The organism is Clostridium sp. cel8 (assembly GCF_014050525.1).
In the GTDB taxonomy this organism is placed as follows: domain Bacteria; phylum Bacillota; class Clostridia; order Clostridiales; family Clostridiaceae; genus Clostridium_B.
This window is the reverse complement of record NZ_JACGAG010000007.1, coordinates 49,614-75,009: the sequence shown is the minus strand read 5'-3', so window position 1 is coordinate 75,009 and position 25,396 is coordinate 49,614. Positions and strand designations below refer to the sequence as shown.

Annotated in this window: 27 protein-coding genes and 5 tRNA genes; 20 read left to right on the top strand and 12 right to left on the bottom strand. The window is 29.2% G+C overall.

The annotated features are described in order from the left end of the window. Nucleotides 1-2: 2 nt before the first annotated feature. Both H2684_RS07875 and pdaB read right to left on the bottom strand, forming a co-directional pair. Complete coding sequence (locus tag H2684_RS07875; RefSeq protein ID WP_182088854.1) at nucleotides 3-668, bottom strand: single-stranded DNA-binding protein; 666 nt, start codon at nucleotides 666-668, stop codon at nucleotides 3-5. Between the two features lie 145 nt (nucleotides 669-813). Continuing rightward, the gene (gene pdaB, locus H2684_RS07870; protein WP_182088911.1) at nucleotides 814-1,539 is read right to left on the bottom strand and encodes a polysaccharide deacetylase family sporulation protein PdaB; all 726 of its coding nucleotides are present in this window, start codon (nucleotides 1,537-1,539) and stop codon (nucleotides 814-816) included. Between the two features lie 224 nt (nucleotides 1,540-1,763). Between pdaB and H2684_RS07865 the strand changes: the two genes are divergently transcribed. Beyond that, nucleotides 1,764-2,291 (top strand): DUF4364 family protein, encoded by a 528-nt coding sequence (locus H2684_RS07865; protein WP_182088853.1) that lies wholly within the window; start codon nucleotides 1,764-1,766, stop codon nucleotides 2,289-2,291. Between the two features lies 1 nt (nucleotide 2,292). Here the strand turns inward: H2684_RS07865 and H2684_RS07860 are convergent, their stop codons facing one another. Then, complete coding sequence (locus H2684_RS07860) at nucleotides 2,293-3,180, bottom strand: YncE family protein (protein WP_182088852.1); 888 nt, start codon at nucleotides 3,178-3,180, stop codon at nucleotides 2,293-2,295. Between the two features lie 154 nt (nucleotides 3,181-3,334). Here H2684_RS07860 and H2684_RS07855 point away from each other — a divergent pair, with 154 nt between their 5' ends. After that, complete coding sequence (locus tag H2684_RS07855) at nucleotides 3,335-3,604, top strand: TIGR03905 family TSCPD domain-containing protein (RefSeq protein WP_182088851.1); 270 nt, start codon at nucleotides 3,335-3,337, stop codon at nucleotides 3,602-3,604. A 29-nt stretch (nucleotides 3,605-3,633) separates the two neighbouring features. Then, entirely contained in the window at nucleotides 3,634-4,782 is a 1,149-nt protein-coding gene (locus H2684_RS07850) for an aminotransferase class I/II-fold pyridoxal phosphate-dependent enzyme (protein WP_182088850.1), read from the top strand. Between the two features lie 35 nt (nucleotides 4,783-4,817). On the opposite strand, the gene dapB is transcribed toward H2684_RS07850, so the two are convergent. From dapB to H2684_RS07835, 3 genes are read right to left on the bottom strand one after another with little or no spacing between them, the layout of a single operon-like run. Next, nucleotides 4,818-5,573 carry a 4-hydroxy-tetrahydrodipicolinate reductase gene (dapB, locus tag H2684_RS07845; RefSeq protein ID WP_182088849.1) on the bottom strand — a complete coding sequence of 252 codons (756 nt, stop codon included), beginning with the start codon at nucleotides 5,571-5,573 and terminating at the stop codon, nucleotides 4,818-4,820. Then, a complete protein-coding gene (dapA, locus tag H2684_RS07840; RefSeq protein ID WP_182088848.1) occupies nucleotides 5,566-6,465 on the bottom strand; it encodes a 4-hydroxy-tetrahydrodipicolinate synthase in 900 nt (299 codons plus the stop codon). The genes dapB and dapA overlap by 8 nt, the downstream gene beginning before the upstream one ends. A 50-nt stretch (nucleotides 6,466-6,515) precedes the next feature. Beyond that, the gene (locus tag H2684_RS07835; protein ID WP_182088847.1) at nucleotides 6,516-7,508 is read right to left on the bottom strand and encodes an aspartate-semialdehyde dehydrogenase; all 993 of its coding nucleotides are present in this window, start codon (nucleotides 7,506-7,508) and stop codon (nucleotides 6,516-6,518) included. Between the two features lie 421 nt (nucleotides 7,509-7,929). On the opposite strand from H2684_RS07835, the gene H2684_RS07830 reads away from it, so the two are divergent. The 11 genes from H2684_RS07830 (at nucleotide 7,930) to pcp (ending at nucleotide 12,233) form a co-directional block, all read left to right on the top strand. Further along, the gene (locus tag H2684_RS07830) at nucleotides 7,930-8,196 is read left to right on the top strand and encodes a small, acid-soluble spore protein, alpha/beta type (protein ID WP_182088846.1); all 267 of its coding nucleotides are present in this window, start codon (nucleotides 7,930-7,932) and stop codon (nucleotides 8,194-8,196) included. A gap of 23 nt (nucleotides 8,197-8,219) precedes the next feature. Beyond that, nucleotides 8,220-8,966, top strand: a complete 747-nt coding sequence (locus tag H2684_RS07825; RefSeq protein ID WP_182088845.1) for a class I SAM-dependent methyltransferase — start codon at nucleotides 8,220-8,222, stop codon at nucleotides 8,964-8,966. Between the two features lies 1 nt (nucleotide 8,967). Next, nucleotides 8,968-9,846, top strand: coding sequence for an Hsp33 family molecular chaperone HslO (hslO, locus tag H2684_RS07820; RefSeq protein ID WP_182088844.1), 879 nt, complete (start codon nucleotides 8,968-8,970; stop codon nucleotides 9,844-9,846). An 87-nt stretch (nucleotides 9,847-9,933) separates the two neighbouring features. Continuing rightward, nucleotides 9,934-10,009 (top strand) — tRNA-Val (locus H2684_RS07815). Nucleotides 10,010-10,024: 15 nt separating this feature from the next. After that, nucleotides 10,025-10,102: transfer RNA gene (locus H2684_RS07810), tRNA-Asp, on the top strand. Between the two features lie 5 nt (nucleotides 10,103-10,107). Beyond that, a tRNA-Phe gene (locus tag H2684_RS07805) sits at nucleotides 10,108-10,183 on the top strand. Between the two features lie 9 nt (nucleotides 10,184-10,192). Further along, nucleotides 10,193-10,267: transfer RNA gene (locus H2684_RS07800), tRNA-Gly, on the top strand. 36 nt (nucleotides 10,268-10,303) lie between these two features. Next, a tRNA-Cys gene (locus H2684_RS07795) sits at nucleotides 10,304-10,377 on the top strand. A 496-nt stretch (nucleotides 10,378-10,873) separates the two neighbouring features. Next, nucleotides 10,874-11,353 carry a hypothetical protein gene (locus tag H2684_RS07790; protein ID WP_182088843.1) on the top strand — a complete coding sequence of 160 codons (480 nt, stop codon included), beginning with the start codon at nucleotides 10,874-10,876 and terminating at the stop codon, nucleotides 11,351-11,353. A gap of 34 nt (nucleotides 11,354-11,387) precedes the next feature. Beyond that, nucleotides 11,388-11,519 carry a hypothetical protein gene (locus tag H2684_RS12415; RefSeq protein ID WP_279286875.1) on the top strand — a complete coding sequence of 44 codons (132 nt, stop codon included), beginning with the start codon at nucleotides 11,388-11,390 and terminating at the stop codon, nucleotides 11,517-11,519. Between the two features lie 102 nt (nucleotides 11,520-11,621). Beyond that, nucleotides 11,622-12,233, top strand: a complete 612-nt coding sequence (gene pcp, locus H2684_RS07785) for a pyroglutamyl-peptidase I (RefSeq protein WP_182088842.1) — start codon at nucleotides 11,622-11,624, stop codon at nucleotides 12,231-12,233. A gap of 220 nt (nucleotides 12,234-12,453) precedes the next feature. Here the strand turns inward: pcp and H2684_RS07780 are convergent, their stop codons facing one another. Together H2684_RS07780 and nagA are read right to left on the bottom strand one after the other, a co-directional pair. Next, complete coding sequence (locus H2684_RS07780) at nucleotides 12,454-13,359, bottom strand: carbon-nitrogen hydrolase family protein (protein ID WP_182088841.1); 906 nt, start codon at nucleotides 13,357-13,359, stop codon at nucleotides 12,454-12,456. A 201-nt stretch (nucleotides 13,360-13,560) separates the two neighbouring features. Further along, nucleotides 13,561-14,688 (bottom strand): N-acetylglucosamine-6-phosphate deacetylase, encoded by a 1,128-nt coding sequence (gene nagA, locus H2684_RS07775; protein ID WP_182088840.1) that lies wholly within the window; start codon nucleotides 14,686-14,688, stop codon nucleotides 13,561-13,563. A 252-nt stretch (nucleotides 14,689-14,940) separates the two neighbouring features. Here nagA and H2684_RS07770 point away from each other — a divergent pair, with 252 nt between their 5' ends. From H2684_RS07770 to H2684_RS07760, 3 genes are all read left to right on the top strand, one after another. Then, nucleotides 14,941-15,669, top strand: a complete 729-nt coding sequence (locus H2684_RS07770; protein WP_182088839.1) for a GntR family transcriptional regulator — start codon at nucleotides 14,941-14,943, stop codon at nucleotides 15,667-15,669. Between the two features lie 100 nt (nucleotides 15,670-15,769). Then, nucleotides 15,770-16,513 carry a glucosamine-6-phosphate deaminase gene (gene nagB, locus H2684_RS07765; RefSeq protein WP_182088838.1) on the top strand — a complete coding sequence of 248 codons (744 nt, stop codon included), beginning with the start codon at nucleotides 15,770-15,772 and terminating at the stop codon, nucleotides 16,511-16,513. Nucleotides 16,514-16,588: 75 nt separating this feature from the next. Then, a complete protein-coding gene (locus tag H2684_RS07760; protein WP_347707536.1) occupies nucleotides 16,589-17,548 on the top strand; it encodes an MYG1 family protein in 960 nt (319 codons plus the stop codon). A gap of 39 nt (nucleotides 17,549-17,587) precedes the next feature. On the opposite strand, the gene H2684_RS07755 is transcribed toward H2684_RS07760, so the two are convergent. The 4 genes from H2684_RS07755 to H2684_RS07740 form a co-directional block, all read right to left on the bottom strand. Beyond that, nucleotides 17,588-19,645, bottom strand: a complete 2,058-nt coding sequence (locus H2684_RS07755; RefSeq protein ID WP_182088837.1) for a PTS sugar transporter subunit IIA — start codon at nucleotides 19,643-19,645, stop codon at nucleotides 17,588-17,590. A 62-nt stretch (nucleotides 19,646-19,707) separates the two neighbouring features. Further along, nucleotides 19,708-21,075 carry a PTS ascorbate transporter subunit IIC gene (locus H2684_RS07750; protein WP_182088836.1) on the bottom strand — a complete coding sequence of 456 codons (1,368 nt, stop codon included), beginning with the start codon at nucleotides 21,073-21,075 and terminating at the stop codon, nucleotides 19,708-19,710. A gap of 17 nt (nucleotides 21,076-21,092) precedes the next feature. Further along, complete coding sequence (locus H2684_RS07745; RefSeq protein ID WP_182088835.1) at nucleotides 21,093-21,392, bottom strand: PTS sugar transporter subunit IIB; 300 nt, start codon at nucleotides 21,390-21,392, stop codon at nucleotides 21,093-21,095. Nucleotides 21,393-21,394: 2 nt separating this feature from the next. Next, nucleotides 21,395-21,847 (bottom strand): PTS sugar transporter subunit IIA, encoded by a 453-nt coding sequence (locus H2684_RS07740; protein ID WP_182088834.1) that lies wholly within the window; start codon nucleotides 21,845-21,847, stop codon nucleotides 21,395-21,397. Nucleotides 21,848-22,118: 271 nt separating this feature from the next. Here H2684_RS07740 and H2684_RS07735 point away from each other — a divergent pair, with 271 nt between their 5' ends. Genes H2684_RS07735 through H2684_RS07725 form a run of 3 tightly spaced genes read left to right on the top strand, consistent with a single transcriptional unit; the run spans nucleotide 22,119 to nucleotide 25,396 of the window. Beyond that, nucleotides 22,119-24,029: a PTS sugar transporter subunit IIA gene (locus H2684_RS07735; protein ID WP_182088833.1), complete on the top strand. Its 1,911-nt coding sequence runs from the start codon at nucleotides 22,119-22,121 to the stop codon at nucleotides 24,027-24,029. Beyond that, complete coding sequence (gene ypdE / locus H2684_RS07730; protein WP_182088832.1) at nucleotides 24,019-25,080, top strand: aminopeptidase; 1,062 nt, start codon at nucleotides 24,019-24,021, stop codon at nucleotides 25,078-25,080. The genes H2684_RS07735 and ypdE overlap by 11 nt, the downstream gene beginning before the upstream one ends. Further along, a complete protein-coding gene (locus H2684_RS07725; RefSeq protein ID WP_182088831.1) occupies nucleotides 25,073-25,396 on the top strand; it encodes a PTS lactose/cellobiose transporter subunit IIA in 324 nt (107 codons plus the stop codon). The genes ypdE and H2684_RS07725 overlap by 8 nt, the downstream gene beginning before the upstream one ends.

The following is a 25,396-nucleotide window of genomic DNA, read 5'->3' as shown; positions in this document are numbered from 1 at the left end:
TTTTAAGAAATCTGTTTGTCTTCAGTTGAGTCTGAATCTTGCTTAGAATCTTTTTCTACCTTCTCCATTTTTGATATTGATACTTCATAAGCAGTCTTTTTTATTGTTTCAACATCGGATATTTTCTTTTGATATTCTCTGCTTTGAAGTCTTCCCCAAATTTTTATATTATCCCCAACTTTCAAGGTTTTGCAAAATCTTGAATTCCTTCCCCAGGCTATAGTTGGTATGTAGTCTGATTTATTATAAGCTCTATTTACAGCAAGTAGCATATCGGATATTTCTCTTCCAAATGGAGTAGTTCTGTAAACTGGATCTTTACATATAAAGCCATCAAGAAAAATCTGATTTGGATTTTTACTTTTTTCAGTGCATAAGCTAATATTTCTAGTAAAGACAGTTAGAATAAGTCTATTGGCTCCATCTACAAATTTATTATATGACCTCAATTGTCCTTCAATAATTACTTGAGTTCCTATTTTTATATCTATATCATTTATCAATCTTTCTGAAATAGTTACAAATAGTGTATCCTTTGTTTCACTTAATCTAGGAACTTCAATATAAAAGTTATAAAAACCTTCTCCATACATTTGATGACTAAACATAAGTTCAGAGATAACTTCCCCCTCTAGATAAATCTTGTTGTTAAACATAAGATTCTCCATTTAAACCCCTCTTTCCATTAGTTTTGAATTAATTCATCTTACATATAATTATTCATTTATAATACAAAATATACATATATAAGCATATTTTAGTTTTTTATTTTATGATAACATATTCTGTATAATTATAATACATATATCAGCATTATTTGGATGAATTTCCAATTTGGTTTCCCAAATTATCTATAGTGTAGTTGCTTTTATATATTAAGTTTCCAACTGTAACAAATTTATAGCCTTGACTTTTGAGCTTCTCAATTATTTTTGGCAAATTTTCAGGAGTGTATCTTGCACTTGTATGAAATAGCAATATGGAGCCAGGTTTTGTGTTCTTAATTACACGGTCATATTCTATATCGGCACCTTTTTCCATCCAATCTGCACTGTCTGCATCCCATTGTATACAATAGTATCCAGCATCTTTTACTGTGTCTATTACAAAGTTATTATAAGCGCCTTCGGGACACCTAAATAATTTGGTGCCTTTTCCTGTTATCTGTCTTATTCTAGCATCATTTATATTTATATCTTCTAGAATTTTGCCTTTTGTAAGCATAGTCATATTTGGGTGTCTATTTGAATGATTACCTATTTCATGACCACTTTTAGATAGTTGTTTTAGCATATCTGGATATTTTTTTATCCAGTCCCCAACTACAAAGAAAGTTGCTTTTATATTGTATTTGTCTAGTATTTTTAGTATTTCCTCTGTGTGTTCTTCTTCTCCAAGACTTACGTCGAAAGTTATAGCTACCTTTTTTTCCTTTGTATTTACATGATATATAGGTAATTTTCTATTGGAATTTAAAAATACACCTGTAGAATTATAATTAGTATACAGGGAAAAGATGGCACCGATAAAGATGAACATACAAGTTAAAGATATTTTTAACAGTACTTTTTTTTTCAATAATCTACCTCCAAAATTGTTCCTATAATTTTATATAGTATTTTACTTCATTAAATATTACACTAAATAGAAATTATATAAACATTAAAGTAGAAAATGAAATTACATCTTTATTTATTTTGGTAATTTTATGTTATAATTATTAATAAAGTTATTAAAATTAAATTTTAATGGGGTGGATGTTAATGTCTGAAAATACTTTAGAATTAGCAGAAAACAAACTTCTTTTATTATATATTTTAAAAAAAATAAGAATTCCAGTATCAAATAATAAGATTACGCAAATAGTACTTGAAAATAATTTAATAAATTATTTTGTACTGCAGCAATATATAGATGAGCTTTTAACTTCTAAATTTATTGCATATATCAATCCTAAAGTAAATCATAATATAGGCATTACTAAAAGCGGTATACAAGTTTTAAAATTATTTCAATCTATGATTTCCCAGGAAAAAATAGATACAATAGACAAGTACTTAAAAAAGCAATTAAAAAGTATAAAGGAAAATATCTCGATTAATGCAGATTATATATGTCAAAATAAGAATACCTTTATTGCTGATTTAAGTGCTACAAGAGATGATACTATTCTAATAAATATAAAGTTAGCTGTGGAGTCGGATAAAGAAGCCAAAAAGTTATGCGAAAAATGGAGAAATAGTCATTCTGATATATACTACAATATTATTCAAATGCTTTTAGAAAATTAAGTTACCTTATTATCATACCAGTAGGTTCATTCCCTATAGGTATGAATTCTTTTTTATTATTTTCAATGTTAAATTTTATAAGAATGTTATTATAATTGTCCCCAATATACAAATGTCTATCATATTTTAATATTCCTGCAGGCATTCCTCCTACAATTATATTTTTACATTCTTTATAGTTGTTTATATCTACTATACTCACGGTTCCATCACCAAAATTTGATGTAAAACAATACCTACTGTTGCAGTATATATCTAAAGGAGAGTTGCCTACAACTATTCTGTTTATGATTTTGTAATTTTTAAGTGAAAGTACAGATATACTTCCTCTGGATTCTGAACCTAGGTTGCTTTCACATACTATTATATGTTCACCATCTACTGTAAAGATTGCTTTTGTAGGATAAGAACCTACTTTTATGTTTTTTATATTTGAAGTATCATCGCAGTCTATAAGAGTAACTGAGTTACTTTGCATATTGCTAACTAAAAGTATCCTTCTTTTTAAATTAAGACATATGCTGTGGGGAAGATTACCACAAGGTATCTGCTCTAGTATTTTTTTATATTTAAGATCAAATACTATTAAGCTATTTGAATCGCTGCATATTATATATGCTTTATTATCTAAGGTGACTATATCATTACAATGAGCACCTATATAGTAACTTTCTTCTTCAGTGTCAGTTTTTATATCTATTATTGATATACTGTTTGCATAATTATTTGCCGTTATGATTTTATCATTTCTATTGCAAATTCCATGGGGTCCTATTTTGTAGGAAAAGTCCCTTGCTTTGAGATAGATTTTGTTTTTTAGCTTGAAGTCAATTAAATCGACTTTTGCTACAAAGTCAGAAGAAGTACTGCATATATATAAGCTGTTCATATCTTCACCCCCTACAACTATAATATGAATATCTGTTGAAAAGTTTAATGATAAAGTAAATTTATTTTATGCATGTATTGTCTAATTGTTTTAGATTATATATAATGAAGTTTATAATTGATAGTATAAAATATTAAAAGGTAAGGTGATAAGTATGTATAGTTATAATCCTAAAGGAGTATGTTCAAGACAGATAAAATTTGATGTAATAGACAATAAAATTAAAAATGTGAGTTTTGTAGGAGGATGTGACGGAAATTTACAGGGAATTTCAAGACTTGTAGATGGAATGGATGTAAAAGATGCTGTGGAAAGACTTAAGGGAATTTCCTGTGGAAGAAAGGGAACATCATGTCCTGATCAATTTGCAAAAGCAATAAGCAGTTTAGTTTTAAAGAACAATATGTGTAATGCAGAAAAATAATATTTAATTCATTTATAGGAGGATATGTTGTGGAGAATTTAATATCTAATAATGTGAAGAATATCAAAATATCTGGCATAAGAAAATTTTTTAATAAAGTTCAGAAATATCCAAATGCTGTGTCATTAACTATTGGGCAACCTGATTTTAATGTACCTAATGGTATAAAATCAGCTATGATAAAAGCTATATCAGATAATAAAACTGGCTATACATCAAATGCAGGCATAGTTGAACTTAGACGTGAAATATCAAATTATTTGAGATCACTAAAGATAAATTATAATCCAGATGAAATTTGTATTACAATAGGTGGAAGCGAAGGACTTATGGATGCCTTTTGTGCAATTATAAATAGTGGAGATAAGGTTCTTATACCTACTCCTGCATATCCTGCCTATGAAAGTTGCGTAAACATAATTGGAGGAGAAGCTATAAACTACAAATTAAAAGATGATTTTTCCATTGATTTTGAAGATTTAGAGAATAAAATTGAAAAAGAAAAGCCCAAAATACTTGTTTTATCATATCCTTGCAATCCTACAGGTGCTATACTTTCTGAAAAAGACAATGTAAAATTGCATAAATTAATTGAAAAAAATCATATTATTACAATAAGTGACGAAATGTATGCATCTCTTTGTTTTTATGGAGATTATTATTCTGTAGCACAATTTCAAGATATAAAAGATAAAGTTATAGTAGTTGGCGGATTTTCAAAAATGTTTTCTATGACAGGACTTAGAATAGGATATGTATGTGCAGATAAGAAGTTTACAGATCAAATAATGAAAGTACATCAGTACAATGTGTCATGTGCACCATCTATAGTGCAGTGGGGTGCTCTATATGGTCTTAAAAATTGTATGAAAGATGTAGAGTATATGAAAAATAAGTTTATTGAGAGAAGAGATTATCTATACAGTAGATTGAAAAATATGGGGTTAGACGTAAATCTTCCTATGGGAGCTTTCTATATGTTTCCCTCTATAAAAAAATTTGGTATTTCAAGTGAAGAATTTTGTGAAAGACTTCTTGATGAAGCAGGAGTGGCTATTGTGCCAGGGTCTGCTTTTGGATATGGTGGAGAAGGATATATAAGAATATCCTATGCCTCAAGTATAGACAAGCTTAAATTAGCAGCAGATAGAATGGAAAAGTGGATATCAAAGCTCTAAAAGGCAATTTTCAAAAGAAAATTGCCTTTTAAAATTTAGTTGTTATTTGAAATTACATCATCCATAGAATACATTCCAGCTTCTTTTTTATACATGAATTCACATGCCTTTAAAGCACCTACAGCAAATACCTCTCTTGATATTGCAGTATGCTTTATTTCTATAGTTTCACCTTGACCTGCAAATATTATAGAATGTTCACCTACTATGCTGCCACCTCTTATAGAGTGGATACCTATCTCGTTTTTACTTCTCTTTTTAATTCCATTACGACCATTTACAAACTCAATGTCATCGTCTATTGATTCTTTTATTGAATCTGCAAGCATTAGAGCAGTTCCACTTGGTGAGTCAACTTTTTGATTGTGGTGTGCTTCTACTACTTCAATGTCGAAATTTTTATAGAGGTATGATGATATATTTTTTAAAATTCCATTTATAACATTTATACCTATAGACATATTTGCCGAGCGAAATAGAGGAATTTCATGGGATGCAGCTTCAATTTCCTTTATTTGATCGTCACTGTATCCAGTAGTGCAAAGTACTAGTCCTAATTTCTTCTCTTTAGCATATTTAATAAGAGAACTTAGTGAATCTGGTCTTGAAAAATCTAGTATTACATCTGAAGGTATATCACAATCCTCTATGGAAGAAAATACAGGATAGTCATTAGGAGAAACTTTTCTATCTACACCGGCAACTATAGTTACATCTGTGCTATCTTTTGCTAGATTTGATATTACTTTTCCCATTTTTCCGTTACATCCATTTAATATGATTTTAATCATTTAGTACACCTCTTAATAATCCATAGTTTTTTAGTTCTGATTTAAGAATTTCAAGATTCTCAGGAGACATTTTGCAAAGTGGAAGTCTTAAATTTCCTACATTTTTTCCAACAAGATTTAATGCAGTTTTTATAGGAATAGGATTTGTTTCTATAAAAAGTGATTTTATTAGAGGAAATAGATCAAGTTGAAGCTTTAAAGCAGTTTCTATATCCCCATCAAAGAATGACTGGCACATTCGTTGCATATCAGAAGGAACTATATTTGCAGCTACTGAAATTACTCCTAAACCACCTAAAGCTAGAATTGGAACAGTTTGATCATCATTTCCTGAATAAATGTCAATTTTATCTCTGCAAAGTGATTTCATATATGCAATTTGGCTTATATTACCGCTTGCTTCTTTTATAGCAACTATATTCTCAAATTCACAGAGCTTTTGTAATGTTTTTGGAAGTACATTTAAACCTGTCCTACCCGGAACGTTGTAAACAATTATAGGAGTGTTTACACTGTCATTTATTGCTTTAAAATGCTCTATAAGGCCTTTTTGGGTTGTCTTATTGTAGTATGGAGTTATTACAAGTAAACCATCAACTCCTGCACTTTCTGCCCATTTGCTCATATAGATTGCATCAGCAGTACAATTGCTACCTGTACCTGCAATTACAGGTATTCTTTTATTTACTGTATCTACAGTGAATTTTATTGTCTTTTTACGTTCTTCTACTGTCATAGTTGAAGCTTCACCGGAAGTACCACAGACTATTATAGCTTGTGTACCTGATTTTATATGCCATTCTAAAAGCTCTTCTAATTTATTGAAATCTACAGAATCATCCTCCTTGAAGGGTGTTACAATGGCAACACCTGATCCTTTAAATAAACTCATAAAAACACCTCATTTTAAATTTATATAAATTATAATAAAAATAAATATTGCTATTTGTTCTTTATAATACATTCAGCAATTTCTACTGCATTTGAAGCAGCACCTTTTCTTATGTTGTCAGCTACTACCCACATATTTAATCCATTTTCAATACTGAAATCACGTCTTATTCTACCTATGAATACTTCATCGTGACCTTCTGCATCTATAGGCATTGGATATACTAGATTTTTAGGATCATCTTTTAAAATAAGTCCTTCAGTATTTTTGAAAAGTTCAAATACATCATCTAATTTAAATTCACTTTGAAGTTCTACATTTATACTTTCACTATGACCATAAAAAACTGGAACTCTTGCTGTTGTAGCGGTTATTTTTAAGCTGTCATCATGAAGGATCTTTCTAGTTTCGTTAATCATTTTCATCTCTTCTTTTGTATAACCATTATCTAGGAATACATCTATATGAGGAAGTATATTTCCTGCTATAGGATATGGAAATTTTTTTGGAGGTTCATTTTTGTATCCATTAGCTAAATCATTATATCCACCTAATCCTGCACCTGAAACAGCTTGGTAAGTTGAATATACTATTCTCTTTATTCCATATTTATCTTGTAGAGCTTTAAGTGGAAGCATGGCTTGTATAGTAGAACAATTAGGATTTGCAATTATGCCTTTGTTCCAAGATATATCCTCTGGATTTACTTCTGGAACTACAAGAGGAATGTCTTTGTCCATTCTCCAACAGCTGCTATTATCAATTACAGTTGCTCCATAATTTGCAAATATAGGGGCATATTCTTTACTTACAGAGGCACCAGCAGAAAAAAGAGCTATTTCTATTTTTTTATTTTTTATATTATCCTCTTTTAATTCTTCTACTGTGAAATCTTTTCCTTTAAACTTGAGTACCTTACCAGCGGATTTAGAAGAAGCAAATAGATATAGGTTATCTATTGGAAAATCTCTCTCTTCCAGTACTTTTAGAAATGTTCTTCCTACCATTCCAGTACATCCAACTACTGCAACATTGTATTTCATTTAATAATCACTCCTTAGTATTGTTTATCTGTAATGTTTATGCTGTTATTGAAAATTTAATAATTTTTATACTATTACATAAATATGCCAATAAATAAAATAAGCTAATAATTATTTTGTTTACAATATTATATTTTAAATATGTTTCACATTCAATACTACAAGTATAATTATACTAACTATTTTACAGTAAAATTTTGAAATTTCATAAGCGAAATAGGTAGTAATTTAAAAAATAAAGTTATTTATTTTATATTTGTAGTAGTTATGATAAAATATATTAAAATCAACGGTGAATTGATATTTATATAAAATTTAAGCATAACAGATTATAAAATAAAGTTAATTTTAGAATATTACTTGAAGTATAAATCTCACTTTTCAGGAAAAAATAATTTATATGAAATGGGGAGGATTGAATATGTCAAAAACACCGTTGAAAAAAATAATAAAAGCTAAATTAAAATCAAATAAAAAATTAACAGAGGCTGAAAAGTTGAGAGAAAAATTAAAATATGAAATAGCAGAGGAACTTGGACTAGGAGAAAAAGTAAGTAAATATGGTTGGAGTGGATTAACTGCTGAGGAAACTGGAAGAATTGGAGGAATGATGACAAAGAGAAAAAAAGAACTTAATATACCTAAAAATGAAGTTATAATAGAAAATGAAAAAAGACAAAAAAATTAACTTATTTTGTGGAAGGTAAGAACATGGAATGCTATAATAATTTTGCATATATATATGATTATTTAATAAATAGAGATGTAGACTATAAAAGATGGGCTCATAAAATTATTGAAATTTATAAAAAATATAACAATACAAATTCCAGTTATTTAGATATTGGATGTGGTACTGGAAATCTTACAGAGAACATAGCACCAAATTTTGAAGATGTATGGTGTGTTGATTTATCTAGTGATATGCTTTCAGAGGCAGAAATAAAGTTTAGAAATAAAAATATTAAAGCAAAACTTATAAATCAAAATATGGTAGATTTGAATTTGAATAGACAATTTGATTTAGTAACTTGCTGCTTAGATTGTATAAATTATATTCTTGATGAAAAGAGTTTAGTAAAATATTTTAAGGCTGTTTTCAATCATTTGAAACAGGAAGGTATATTTGTATTTGATATAAATTCTTACTATAAGCTCACAGAAATACTTGGTGAGAATTTGTATGACTATGATGATGAAAAAGTTACTTATATATGGGATAATAAGTTGGAAAATGAAATTGTAGATATGTACCTTATATTTTTTATAAAAGAAGGAAACATATATAAGAGATTTGATGAGCATCATAGAGAAAGAGCTTATAAAAGCAGTTATATAGAGGAAATCCTCTTAAAATGTGGATTTACTATATTGGAAAAATTAGATAATTATGAAGATAAACCTCCAGAAGGAGATTCCAAAAGAATAGTTTATGTATTGAAAAAAGGAGATAGCTAGAATGAAAGATAAATTAGTACGAGCTGTAGCTTATAATGGAAATATTAGAATAATTTCAGCTACTACTACAGAACTTGTTGATAAAGCCATAAAAATACATGGATGTTTACCTACTGCATCTGCTGCACTTGGAAGAATGCTAACAGCAGGAAGTCTTATGGGAACAATGCTTAAGTCAGAAAGTGATAGTCTGACTATAAAAATAGCTGGCGGTGGACCTGCAAAAAGTGTAATTGTAGTTGCTTATCCTAATGGAAATGTAAAAGGCTATATAGGAAATCCTAAAGTAGATCTACCTCCAAATGATAAGGGAAAATTAGATGTAGGTGGAGCAATAGGAAGAGAAGGTAATTTAACTGTAATAAGAGATATGGGACTTAAAGAACCTTATATGGGACAGGTACCTATAGTTACAGGTGAAATAGGAGATGATTTAGCTTATTATTTTGCTATATCAGAGCAGACACCTTCTGTTGTAGCTTTAGGTGTGTTAGTAGATGTAAATTTGAGCATAAAAGCTGCAGGTGGATTTATAATTCAAGTGATGCCTGGCAGTGAAGAAGGTGTGGCTGATATAATAGAAGATAAAATGAAAAATGTATCTTCTGTAACAGATATGATAGTTAAAGGAATGGATGCAGAAGATATTATAAAAAATATATTTGGCGATGTAGATGTCAATATACTAGATAAATTAACACCAAAATTTAGTTGTAATTGTTCAAAAGAGAGAGTTGAGAGGGCACTTATAAGTATAGGTAAAAAAGATCTTCAAGAGATATATGATGATGGAAAGACAGAAGAGTTAAAATGTAATTTTTGTGGCAAAAGTTATGAGTTTACTCATGAACAAATTGGAGAACTACTAAAAAATATTTAAAAAAGTTAAGATAATGTATTGACAATATGTATATTACCTTATATAATATTAATTGTTGTTGCGACAACAACATGGGCAAGTGAGTTAGGGCGCATAGCTCAGCTGGGAGAGCATCTGCCTTACAAGCAGGGGGTCACAGGTTCGAGCCCTGTTGTGCCCACCATATTATATGAGATAAGGCCCAGTGGCTCAGTTGGTTTAGAGTGCCGGCCTGTCACGCCGGAGGTCGAGGGTTCAAACCCCTTCTGGGTCGCCAAAAGTGGCCAGATAGCTCAGTCGGTAGAGCAGAGGACTGAAAATCCTCGTGTCCCTGGTTCGATTCCTGGTCTGGCCACCAATTACTGATGCGGGAGTGGCTCAGTGGTAGAGCGTCACCTTGCCAAGGTGAACGTCGCGGGTTCGAATCCCGTCTTCCGCTCCAAGTTAAAGTAAAATTAAAAATTTTATTAGCATATATGGCGCTATAGCCAAGTGGTAAGGCAGAGGTCTGCAAAACCTTTATCTCCAGTTCAAATCTGGATGGCGCCTCCAAGGATAAAACCTTGAAAGTTAATTCTTTCAAGGTTTTTTGTGCGTGTTTTTATTTTTCAGAGAAAGTAAGTGCTAAAGTTATATTAGTAGATGTCTTAATTTGTTGAAAATTTAGAATTATATTAAGCAGTTGGATAAATTTAATACAATCATTGCGAAAAATATTTAACTATTTTATAATTTATGTATAATTACAGAAAAGAGGTAATAATTATGTTAACAAAAAATGCACAAGAATTTAAAGAGTTTTAAAAACTAAAGGTATGAATTTCGATTTTGTAGAAACTGATGAAGGGGATATTTTACTAGAAAATTGTTATGACAATAATTTTGGGAATGCTCCAAGTTATGGATGAAGAGTATCCTGGATTAATGAGGGTTATGTGGTCTTAAAAATATATAATAAAAAAGTTAAACTATAAAAGTAGCTTAGCTTTTTTTTATTATCCTGAATATAGAGTTTAAAGATGCAGAATTAGTATACATAATATTAAGAATGTTAGACGTTGAAGAATTACATGTAAAAGAGGAAGATAATGAAAATTTAGAAAATAAAATTATTCCTAATTATGATGAATATACTGTTGATAATAGAGTAGAACATTCATTGTATGAAAATTTCACACATATAAGACTATTTGGATTTAAAATTAATAATAATAGGTTGATTGAAGGGAGGACTTGGCAGGAAATACTTATAAAAACTTCGGAATTTCTTTTTAATAAAGATAGCAAAAAATTTATTTCTTTTGAGAATAATAAAAATATGAATGGCAAGAAAAATAAATATTTTTCAAGTAAGCCAGAAGGTATAAGGAAACCAGAATTAGTAGCAAATAGCATTTATATTGAAACTAATATGAGTGGTAATTCTGTTAGAAATTTAATTATAAAGATGCTTAAACAATATGGTATTAAAGTAAGTGATTATAAAGTCTATTTTAGGGCTGATTATTCTAGAATAAACAGGGAATAAATTTATGTAGATAATACAAACTGGAGATTAGTGTGTGAAGATTGAATGGAGTGATAAAATAAATATAACTAAAGAACAATGGAAAGAAATATTTTTAAATGAAAATATAGTAAAAGATTTCAATAGGGATTTAATTTTAAGTAAGTATAAATCTATTTTGAAATAAAATTACCTACTTTAACTTTTCATGAACATAGATAGAAAAAGGTTTATATTAGTACTTTATTAGGATATAATATAAGAAAAAATTATAGAGGTAGGTTTTATTATGAAAATATTGGTTACAGGATTTGATCCATTTGGAAATGAAAAAATTAATCCTGCATTTGAGACTATTAATAGATTAAATGATTTAATAGATGGTGCCCAAATAATAAAATTACAAGTTCCAACAGTATTTAACAAATCCATAAAAGTTGTAACAGAAAAAATTGCTGAAGAAAAGCCAGACGTTGTTTTATGTCTAGGACAGGCATCTGGCAGATACACAGTTACAGTTGAAAGAGTTGCCATCAATATAGATGATGCTAGAATTCCAGATAATGAAAATAATCAGCCAGTTGATTCATTAATTGATCCAGATGGTGAACCAGCGTATTTCTCTACAATTCCAATAAAGAAAATTGTAAATGACATGAAAATGAATAAGATTCCTGTTGAAGTATCAAATACTGCAGGTACATTTGTATGCAATCATTTGCTGTATGGAGTTTTAAGTTATATTTATAAAAATAAACTAAATACAAAAGCGGGTTTTATTCATATTCCATTGTTGCCAGAACAAGTTGTAGACAAGCCTAATACTCCTTCAATGGATTTGAATATGATTGTAAATGCAATTAACATTGCTATAAAAACAATTGTTAAGGAGTATAGATGAAGAACAGAAATTGCGAGATTCAGTGGGACCATTATCAATATTGCTTAAGCTTTTAGCATCCCTTGAAGCTAAAATGTAATTACTTTGTAGACCATGATTCTAATAAGTGGTGTAATCTAATCAAAATCACTTAATTGTAAGTAAAATAGGTGCAATATAGTAGTATATACTGTATTGCACCTATCTTGAGAAATATTATAAATTATTTTTAATAAAATATTTATTTACCAAAGTTTGGATCATCTAAAATATCCTGATACATTTTAATGTATTTTTCAGGTCTAAAATCTGGCGAACCAACTGATTCATTATTCTTGTATAAAAATCTTGTAGCTAAGCTCAAATCAATTGTTTCAGTATACATTTTTTCTTGATCTGCTCCTTTTTCATTGAATGGCAAACCTGTATAATAGTGTACTTGCCATATTTCTTTTGCTGGGCCCATTATGCTACTTCCACCCCAAAAATAATTATTTAAATCTAAACCACTTAAATTTGCTGAAGCAATATAAATTCCGTTTGTTATGCAATTAGCTTCTAAATTTGTTCTTGCAAGGCTTGGACCATGACAATGTGCATATGCAGTACTATTTATGTATAATCTAGCACCTTTAGCTGTGTAATAACGTGTCATCTCAGGAAAACAATATGAATCATAGCAAATTGCTACACCAATAGGTCCCCATGGCGTGTCTAAAAGTACTGGTTTGTCTCCTCTAACAGCCCAATTTGGTTCAGGTGCTGGAAGATGCATTTTTCTATAAGATCCATATAATCCTTGTGGTGTAAATATTGCAAGTGAATTGTATATTTTATTTGCATCATTTTTATCTCTTTCAGGCATTCCTACAATAACATACATTCCGAATTTTTTAGCTAAACTTTCAATTTTATTTGTTGAATCTCCGGGAATAGTTTCTGCAAGCTTAGTTTGCATTTTTTCAGCTTTTGGAGTTGATTCCACATCATCATAACCTGTCAAACTCATTTCTGGGAAAACAATCATGTCAGAACCTTTTTTTGCTGCTGCTTCAATGTAACCTTGAATTCTATTTAAATTTACTTCTTTATTACCCCATAAAGCATTGAAATTTACAACTGACAATGTAATTATATCCTTATACATAAATATCCCTCCTAAAATAATATGTTATTGTTTAATATTACCTTCAATGCTTTATTTTATCAATGCGAGAAAATACGCATATTTTTTTATAAAAGGTTATTTGATAAAATTATATATATATAGCTTTTTTATTGTTAAATCATTAAACTATATTTATAAATTTAATAATATTAATATAAATAAACGCTTTTTTTATGAATTTTAAACTTCCTTACCTGAAACAAATACTTTTTTAATATTAATATCATCATCAAATAAAATTAAATCTGCATCATAACCTTCATTGATTAACCCCTTGTGATCGTCAACTTTGCAGTGCTTAGCACCATTATATGTAGCCATTTTTACAACTTCATTTAAAGGAAGATTGCAATTTTTATATACATTGTATACAGCTTTATCAAGAGTGAGAACTGAACCTGCTAAGGAACCACTCTTAAGTCTTGCAGCAGAGTTATTTACTATAACATCTTGCCCTCCTAATGAATACTCACCATCAGGCATACAGCAGGCCATCATAGCATCTGTTATTAGTAGACATTTGTCTGTACCTTTTTGTTTGTAAGCAATTCTTAGAGCGGGATAAGAAATATGAATACCATCTGAAATAGTTTCAGTTGTTATATTACTATCAAATATAGAACCAACAACACCAGGAGCTCTATGATTTAGCGGAGTCATTGCATTGTAAAGATGAGTTGAGTGAGAAATGCCAGATTTAATTCCTTCCATTGATTGTTTATAAGTTGCTTTAGTGTGACCTATTGAACAAACAATACCTTTTTCTGATAGATATTTAATAAGTTCTTTAGCTCCATTGACTTCAGGTGCTAATGTTATTGAAATAACAGCATCTTCGCAGTCACCTACCATTTTCTTATAATTAGAAATAGATGGAGGTAAAATATACTTTGGATTTTGAGCACCAATTGCCTCTGAATTTATAAAGGGGCCTTCTAAGTGAGCTCCCAAAACATTAGCACCTTCAGTTCCACTTTGCTTTAATTTTTTGATTGCCTTCATAGATTTATATATAGCTTTAGTTGAAACTGTCATAGTAGTAGGAACAAATGAAGTTGTTCCATGTTTAACTATTGTTTTAGCAATGTTATTAATTGCCTCATCAGTACCATCCATAGTATCAAATCCTCCTGCACCGTGGATGTGAACATCAATAAAACCTGGTGATAAATAAAGACCATGAGCATCTACCACATTATCAGTATTACATTCATTAGGATTAATTTTTTTGATTTTTCCATTTTCCACAAGTATGGATCCGTTTTCTATTTTATTTAAATAAATAATATTACAATTTTTAATTAACATTAATATTACCTCCATAAGAGTATTTATATTTTTAAAGGTCCTAAATTGGATATTACCAGTTACTATATTTAATTATAAAGTAGTTTTTGCATTTTTTGCAAGTATATTTATAATTCTTATTGGTAAATCTGTTATAAACTTTATTATAATCATTATTTATAAGAAAAAAGCTAGAAACTATATTGACATGATAAGCGTAAAGAATTAAACTAAAAATGTGGTAGTTACCATTTGCAAAGGAGTATAAACTAGATGAATAAAATTGATAAAAACTCTAAAACTCCATTATATATACAATTAATGGATATTCTTATTAATAAAATAGAAAACTATATGAAAGAAAATGATCAGTTAGATTCTGAAAGAGAAATTTGCCAAAAATATTCAGTTAGTAGAACAACAGTTAGGCAGGCGCTAGATGAACTTGAAAAAGAGAGATACATATATAAAGTTCATGGAAAAGGAAATTTTGTATCATCAAGAAGAATGGAACAAAAGTTATTAAAAGTATATTCTTTTACAGATGAAATGAAAAAACTTGGGAAAAATCCAACATCAGATTTATTAGGCTTTGAAATAGCTATTGAAAGCAAAGAAATATTAAAAAAGTTAAATATTAAAGAAGATGAACTTGTATACAAGATATCAAGAATAAGACTAGCTGATGATATTCCTATGTTATATGAGGTTACTTATTTACCATATAAAAGGTTCAAAGGACTGACAAGAGAAATGCTAATGCAAAAATCACTATATGAAATTTTCAAAGATGATTTTAATATTAACATAATTTCAGCAGAAGAATCGATTGAAGGAATTTTAATAAATAAATTGGAAAGTGCATATTTAAATGTACCGGAAGGGCAAGCAGGATTAAAAGTTGAAAGAATAACCTACTCATATAAACAAGTGATTGAGTATACTAAAACTATTGCAAGAGGTGACAAATTTAAATATAGAGTTAGTTTAAAAAATCAATAAATGTAGTATTAGTATATTACAAGTGGTAATTACCTGTATTGAATTAATATGAGAAAGTTGGCTTTATATATCAATAAATAGAAGGGAGAATGTTTACACAATGAAATTACTAATAGCTAAAGATTATGAAGAGATGAGCGAAATTGCTGCAGAAATATTAAAAAAGACTGTAAATGAAAAGCCAGATGCTGTTTTAGGCCTTGCAACTGGAAGCACTCCAGTAGGAATGTATAAGAAGCTTATAGAAATGAATAAAAATAAAGAAATAGATTTTTCAAATGTAAAAACAGTAAATCTTGATGAGTATGTTGGACTTGACCCTGAAGATCAGCATAGTTACAGATATTTTATGAATGAAAATTTGTTTAATCATATAAATATAGATAAATCAAATACATTTTTCCCAAATGGTATGGCAGAAAATCTTGAAGATGAAGCTAAAAATTATGACAATAAAATAGAACAATTATGTGGAATTGATATACAAGTTCTTGGAATAGGGAGTAATGGTCATATAGGATTTAACGAACCTGATGATTTTTTAATAAAAAATACTCATGTAACAAATCTTACGGAAAGTACAAGACAGGCAAATTCTAGATTTTTTAATTCCATAGAGGACGTTCCTAAAAAAGCTTTGACAATGGGAATAGGTCAGATAATGAAAGCTAAAAAAATACTCCTTCTAGTAAAAGGTGAAAATAAAATAAAAGCTGTAAATGAATTGCTAAATGGAAATATTACAACTAAGAATCCTTCTACATTATTACAGCTTCATAATAATGTAACTGTAATAATTGATAGAAAAATGGCAGATAAGATTAATGCTAACATTGAAATGTAAATCATAAATATTGTGAATTGTGCATTAAACAGTGCATTGTGAACTGTGAATTGTGCATTAAACTAAGAGGGTGTTATTATAGAAATTAAAAGAGAATTTAAGAAAATAGGAACACATGACGGAAAATTTCATGCAGATGAGGTTATGGCAACAGCTATATTAAATGAGATTTTTGATACTGAACTTATTAGGACTAGAAACAAGGATATATTAGATAAGTTAGATATAGTTTATGATGTTAATGGTGGAGAACTTGATCACCATGGAATTGATAAAAGATTGAGAGATGATGGAATACCATTTTCATCTTGTGGTCTTGTGTGGGATAAGTATGGCAGGGATTTATTAAAATTTAAGTATAAGGATTTAAGTGATGAAGATATAGAAGATGTATTTAATTATATTGATAGGAGTTTAATTGAAGGAATAGATGCATTGGATAATGGTATATGGATAGGTAAAGGCGAAATACCATTAATGAATATATCAACTATACTATCTAGCTTTAATCCTCTATGGTATGAAGAGGGCATGGAAGATGATAGATTTAATGAATCAGTTAAGTTTGCAACATCTATTCTAAATAATAAGATAAATTTTAAGATATCTGTATTTAAAGCAAAAGAAAAGGTAATAAAAGCTTATGAAACTAGGAAAATTCCTGAAGTTATAATACTTGAAACATATTGCCCATACATAGAGGCACTTAAAGAAGTTGATAAGAATAGTGATATTTTGTTTGTAATATTTAAGACTAAGAACAACTACATTATTCAGACTGTAAGAGGGGAAGATGGTGAAGATATAAAAAAGCTTCCTAAAGCTTGGATGGGAAAAAGAGATAAAGAACTTCAAGATATAACAGGTGTTAATGATGCCGTATTCTGTCATACTGGAAGGTTTATTGCAGCAGCTGAATCTTTGGAAGGAATTATAAAATTAGCAAAACTTGCAATAGAAGAACCTGATGAAAAGAGAAAATTAAAAACAAGTAAATTTATGAGATTCATAAAGGGCTTATTTTTGAAAAAATAGGCCCTTTACTCAATTATATTATTCCGAATTTCCAAAAGTTCAAACTAAAAGTAATTCCTCTAATTCTTTTTTATTAGTGCATTTGTAAATAGAATTAAGCCAATTGTCATCTTGAATTTTATTCATTAATTGTGATAGTGCTTTAAGATGACTTACTGAATCAACTGGAGCTAAACCTATAATAAGATTAACTTTAACTGATTTTCTACATTTTAAGTTTGGTATATAAACTCCATGTTTTAAAAATGATATAGAAATTCCAAGAGAGTTAACACCATCACTTGGTTTTGCATGAGCAAGCATAATGCCTTTTCCAAGTACCATATATGGTCCATGATTTTTAGTTAAGTTTATAATTTCATTAATATATCTTTCAGTTACTATATTTTCGCGAGTAAGCGGATTATAGGTAAGTTTTATGGATTCCTCCCAACTTAAATTTTCTTTGCATATTATAATATGGGATTTGAAAAGAAGATTTTCCAGTCCAATATTATTTTTTGCAGTTAGTTCTTCATTGCTTTTAACTTGATTGAAATAACTTTCCAATGATTTTTTAAGACCAAGTACATTTTCAATTCGAGCATAATTGCTTATAATATCTAATAAATTTTCCGTATTAATTTGTGAATTTTTAGTGCTATTTAGTCCAACATTATCAAGTGCCTGTGTAATTCTATCCCACTCAAATGAGCTTGGAATTGCGGAAACTTGAATTACAGGTATATCTTTTCTTTTGTGCAAATCTATTGTACTAATGACTAGTTTAACTCCTGTAAGAGAGCTACTTTCGTATTGTAAAACACTCATAGGAGAAGAAAATTTAATTAAAGGATAACGACTGCATAATTGCTGTTCTAGAGCTATAGATGTACCTATTCCGCTAGAACAAACTATAATTACATCAGGTTCTTCCTTTGCCAAAGTTTTCTCTTCTAATTTCCTAAGCTCACTTCCAAAATAAAGAGCAATAAGTGCTATTTCATCATTACTTAGGTGTCTTGAAATAAATTCTTCAAAATAAGTAATGGAGTATTTTGTTAAGTTAAAAAGTTCATGATATTCTAGTTCTATTTGATCTAAATTTGGATGTTTATAGGGAATATTGTATTTCACTCGATTATAAGTTGAAAGTAAGTGTGTAGTTAAAGAAATCTCCAAATTTTCAGGGGGAATATCAACGCCTGCTAATTGGTTAAATCTATCAACTATTGCTCTAGTAATTGGAATCAGTTTTTTTATTGTTAAATCTTCTCGATTTATTTTAGAAAACTGACTTGAATTTATTATTTTTATTAAATAATGAGCTTCACTTTCATTTGAAATACCATTTTCACTTAGAAATTCTTTAGTGCAACGTAACCCAGAAGAATTTTTAAAATCGTAGTTTTCTTGAACATCAATTAATAATCTATTTGAATTTTTAATTCGATTTAAGTACCACAGTATGAAAGTGCTTGTAGTCATTAAAGCATCATCTGTTAAATAATTGCCAGTTGATTTCTCTAACTGATGAAGATAGGTATTAATTTGAGCCAGCTTACTTGGGTCGTTTGGAAGTTGGCTGTAGATAAGTGAATTGTGTTTGCTCAATTGTTCATATACCCAATTACGTTGAGCAGATTCTTCTCCCTGTAGTTTTCTACCTTCTTTTGATTTAATTAATTTTAATCCATACTTTTTTAATTTGTTATTTATATTTTTTAAATCGCTAATGGCAGTATTTTTGGAAACTTTCAAATCTGATATAATTGTGAGTAATGAAACCTTTTCATCGTTTATTAATTTCCATATAATAAATTCTTGCCTTTCATCACGATTGAGTTTAGGTTGTAATTTAAAGTCAGATGAAGATTTATTTTTATTTAAATAAGAAGTAGTACTTGGGGTTAAATAGTATCCTACATTGGTTATTTGCTGAATAGGATCTAAATTAGACTTTTCCAGTTCAGTATTCACTTTTTTAAGTACATAGAAAACACTTCTCCTAGATAGTTTCAAGCGGTCTTCTAGTTCTTGAAGAGATAGATATCTATTAGCACTTAATAATAAATTTAACAACTCATCTCCATGTTTAGTATGACTAAAACCAATCACAAAATACACCTCTTTTCATAATGGAGTAAAACCCCCGAACTTGTAATCCGGAGGTAAAATTTTTAATTTTCTGTAATTTCACTCTTGCTTCGAGAATTTAATACAGCGCTTGAAATAAGTACTGCAAGTGTGAATCCAATAATACCAACAATAACTGCTAATTGGCCATAAGATCCAACTTTTCCTAATATGATTCCAGGAATTAAATAATCTGTATCTGCAAATGTAGAAGCAGCAAGTTTTAAGTTTCCAAGTACAGGTAGAATGAAAAGTGGTAACCAACTAATTAATAATCCGTTAAATGCGGAGCCAAGTATTGCACCTCGTCTTCCTCCAGTTGCGTTTCCGTAAATTCCAGCAGCTGCACCACAGAAGAAGTGTCCAACTACACCTGGAATAATAACTGTTGTCTTCATACCAATCATTATAAACATGCTTATTGTACCTACAATAAAACTTACAAAGAATCCAATTAAAACTGCGTTTGGTGCATATGGGAATATAATTGGTACATCTAATGCTGGCTTGGAGTTTGGAACTAATTTTTTAGCAATACCTTGGAAAGCAGGTACAATTTCGCCTAAGATCATTCTTACCCCTTGAAGAACTACAACAAATCCAGCGGCAAAAGTTCCAGCTTGAACAATAGCGTATACTATAAAGTTACTTCCTGAGCTTAATTTAGTTTCCACAAAACTTGGACCTGCAACGATAGCTAGACAAATGTAAACTATAGACATTAATAAAGTAATCGATACAGTGGAATCACGCAAAAAACTTAAGCTTTTTGGAACATTTAAATCTTCAGTGTTCTGTTCACTATTTCCAAATAATTTACCAATTAATCCTGAAGCAGCATAACCTATATTTCCAGTATGCCCCATTGAAACTGCGTCGTTACCTGTGATTTTACGCATAAATGGTTGACATAATGCAGGTGTAACAGTCAATAATGTACCTTCAAATAAGCCTCCAAGTAAAATAGTTTGAAATCCAGTTCCTAAATTAGCACTTACCAAAATAACTGCAGTTAAACAGGAAACATAAAGCATTGCTTGACCAGTTAGAAAAATATACTTAAATCTTGTAACACGAGCTAATATAATATTAACAATCATTCCGACTAACATTATAAGTGCTGTTGTAGTTCCGTATTTAACTAAAGCTAGTGCAACAACGGCTTCATTACTAGGAACAACACCTTGAACGTTTAGTGCAAATTTAAACATTGTGGCAAAAGGCATCAGGGAACTGCTTAAGATGCCTGCACCTCCAATTAGAACTAGAAAACCAGCAAAAGTTTTAATTGTGCCTTGAACTATTTCTGTTGTCTTTTTCTTTTGTAAAATAAGACCTAACATTGCAATTAAGGCAACTAGAATAGCAGGTTGAGTCGCAATTGATACGAATAAATTTAATAAGGATTTCATTTTTAAACCTACCTTTCTTAGGAGTGAGTTATATTTTCTTTATCCAAAATTGTATTCACATGTTTTTTAATTTCATCTTTATCAATTAAGCTTTTTAAAGGTATAACTTTTTCCTTAGATATATTACCAAGTGCATCAGCAAGAGTTGACTCAACAAAAAAGTAATCTGCCGCACCATCTGAAACACTTCCAACATCAGCATGGTCTATTTGAATATTGTCTACATTAACACCTTCATCTTCTAGAATTTGCTGAATATTCATTTGAACCATAAAACTACTACCTAATCCACTTTGACATACTGCAAGAATTTTCATATCTATTTATCCTCCCTATTTTTAATAATATTTGCTAATTCATCAACACTTTTTGCGGATAGCATATTTTTGACTATTTCTTTATTTCCCAATAATTGTGTTAACTGTTGAATTAATTTTATATGGCTGTTACTATCTACAGCTGACAGTACAAACCATAGTTTGATTTTATGATCTTCATTTACTAAATCCACAGCTGGATCTGTTTTCAAAAGAGAAAGTGCAACTTTTAAAACTCCATTTTCTGGCCTAGAATGTGCCATTGCAATATTTTCTCCTATATTTATATAAGGACCATTTTCCTTTACAGAGTCGATCATAGCTGATACATATCTGTCCTCAATGCTATTATTTTTTAAGAGCGGAATAGCCGCTTTTTTAATAGCATCTTCCCAATTCATGTTGGTATTATTATCAACTTGAATGGTGTCCTTATTTAGTAAATCACTTAGCATGTTGTCTTCACCTCGCTTGCATTAGTTATAATAACCTGATAATTAGTAATTCATTCATTTAAAACAATTTAAATTACATGTGTTATTGTAAACTTGCACAAAAGCGTTTACAAGTTCACAGATAACACTTTTTTTAGTGCAAAAATTGACATAGTAATACTAATATATACATTAGGAAAATTGTTGCATTTTTATGTGCAAAAGTTCTTCTTTTCTATATTAGATTATATTTGTATAATGATAGTGAAAAGTATAGAAAGGAGAAGTTCAAATGAGATTGAGTCAAATAATGAGCGATTTAATTTACAATAGAGATTATATTCCAATTGAATACCTTATTTCCAAATATAAAGTATCTAAAAGAACAATTCAAAGTGATATTTCATATCTCATGAGAATTTCTACTAATAAAGGATTTAAAATTCATGTAAAAAGAGGCAAAGGATATTTGTTGGAAGTTGTTAACGATAAGTTATTTAATAAATTTCTTAAAACATTAAATGAAAAGAATGTTTTCAAAGTAAAAGAAAGACCGCATCAAATATTGGCATTTTTATCAGTACAAAATACATACGTTTCAATGGATAATATTGCAAATGCTTTTCAAGTATCTAAAACACTAATTAAGCATGATATAAAAAAAGTAGAACAAATTAGTAAAAATTATAATATGACTCTGGAAAAAAAGAGTCATCATGGAGTTAGAATAGTTTGTTCAAATAGAGACCTTAAACAATATATGTGTAATAAATATCGTGATGGAAACGTATTCATTAAAACAGAAGTTGATGATGTTGTAATGAATTTTTCAGATGTTGAGTCTGAATTAATAAACATTATGAATACAGAAAAGCTAAATATTAATTATAATGAATTATTAAATATTATAGTTTTTATAAAAGTTATGATATACATTTCAAAAAAGGAAACTAATAAGCCAAATAAAGACTATGAATTTTCTAAGTCTGATTCTATTGAAAAAGTTGCATCTGCAATAATCGATATTGTGGAAAATAGATATAATGTATATTTTGGAAAAGACGATATAAATGAATTAATTGATATTCTTAAGAAAAATATTGCTAAACAAGAATCAGATATTTTATTTACTAATAATTTAACTGAAGATATAGAAAATTGTTTAAAAAGAATAGATAAAATTTATGATAGTCATTTTCTAAAAGATCATGATTTGAAACAATTTTTGATTTCGCATATGATACTTTTAGCTAATAGATATAAGAATAAAATTTCGCATAAAAATTCTTTTGCAACTCAGTTAAGTGTTGTATATCCTATGATATTTGATATTGCAATACAATTTTGTGATGTATTCCACAAAAAGTACAATATTAAATTTAGTTTTGATGAAATAGGATTTGTAGCTATGCATTTTGCAGCACATATGGAAAAGGAAAAAGAATTGAAAATACAATCTTACAAAAAAATTGGTGTTGTATGTACATCAGGTGGTGGAATTTCATATTTGATTAAGATGCAACTTGAGTCTGTGTTTTCAAGGTCAGAAGTTAAAACATTTTCATTTTTACAGCAGGAAGAACTTTTAAGTTATAAGCCTGATATTATTTTTACAGCTGTACCAATATCTTATGATGTCAATATACCTGTAATTTATATAAAAGAATTTTTAGACGATAAAGACTTGTATAGAATTAGGGAAATTATAAAGTGTGATGATTATAATCCATATACATTGATAAATGAAAAGCCAACATACTATTCTTATTTTTCAAAGGAATTTTTTAACATAGTAGAAGATGATAGTTACGAGCATCTTATTAGAAATATGGCAGAAGATCTTGAAAAGAAAGGATATGGCAAGAAGGGATATGCAGATATGGTTATGGAACGAGAGAAATTTGTAAGCACCGTTTATTTAAATGGAGTATGCATACCTCATCCTATTGAAACAGATGCTTTAAAGAATGCAATATCAGTTAGTATATTGAAAAATCCATTTTTATCTAATGGAAGAGAAGTAAGAATTGTGTTCATGATTTGCTTAAAAAAAGAGCAAGTAGAAATTTATAAAGATATTACTAAAAAGTTATGTCAACTAATGCGAGAACCAAAGTACTTGGAAAGATTAGTTAGTGTTAAATTTTTCGAAGAGTTTATAGCAGTTATGAAAGAGATAGGAGGTGTTAATTATGAATTATAGCTTATTAAAAGCACTAAGCAATGCAGATGGTATAGCTTCTCATGAAAATGAAATAAGAAAAATTTTATACAACGAAGTTGCAAAATATAGTGATGAAGTTTTTTGTGATAATATTGGAAGTATTATATTCCATAAAAAAGGAAAAGACAAAAATCCACTAAAAATTATGTTTTGTGCTCACATGGATGAAGTGGGATTTATAGTTAGAAGCATTTCAGATATAGGATTTATATATCTTATGGCTGTAGGTAGTGTACAAAATAAGAGTAAAGAAATGCAAATTGTTAGAATAACAACATTTAATGGTAAAAAAATAGAGGGACTTCTAAATGTTACGAAAGATAGTGAAGGAAATGTAAAGGAAATGTACATCGATATTGGATGTGATACTGAAGCTGAAGTTAAATCATTTGGAATAGAAATAGGAAATATGGTTTGTTTTGCAAGTGAGGCAAGGCAGCTATCAAATGAAAATGTTTATATGGGTAAGGCAATGGATGATAGAACTGGATGCTATGTTATTGCTGAAGCTATTAAGAGAATAAAAGATGATGTTGAAAATGATATCTATTTTGTAGGTACAAGCAGCGAAGAAGTTGGAACTCGAGGTGCAAAAACTGCAGCTAATCTTATTGATCCAGATATAGTATTTGCATTAGATGTAGCAAATAACCCTGAACTTGTAAAAAACTATACAAATCATCGACTTATTGGAATGGGACCTATGATTGTGCATTATGATAAGACAATGTTTCCAAATGTAGAACTTTTAAGATATGTTAAGAGTATTGCAGATGAAAAAGGTATTCCATATCAATGTGATATGTTTAAGGGAGGAGGAACTGATGCTGGATATGCTCATTTAAATCGTAATGGAAAGTTGGCACTTGTGCTGGGAATACCATTAAGGTATTGCCATGGTCCATATTCTCTTGTTCATAGATATGATTTAGAAAATTTAATTAAACTCGTATGTGAGTTATGTTATTGTTTAAAACGTCAAGATTATAACAAATTTGTTAATTTTTTAGGAGGATACCAAGATGACTGAAGTAGAACAGAATATGATTATGGAAATGATTTCTTCTGCAGGTGAAAGTAAATCAAAGGCTTTTGAAGCACTAAAAAAAGTTAAGACAAGAGAATATGATGAAGCTCGTAAATTACTATCTGAGGCTAAAAAAGAAGATCTAGCTGCTCATAAAATTCAAACAAAGATCATCACGGACAGTATATCAAATAGTGATGATAAATCTGGAGTTGGGTTATTAATGGTGCATGCACAAGACCATTATATGACATCTCAATTAGCTAGAGATTTAATTGAGGAGTTAATAAATGTATTTGAAGAAAGGGAGGAGAAGTAA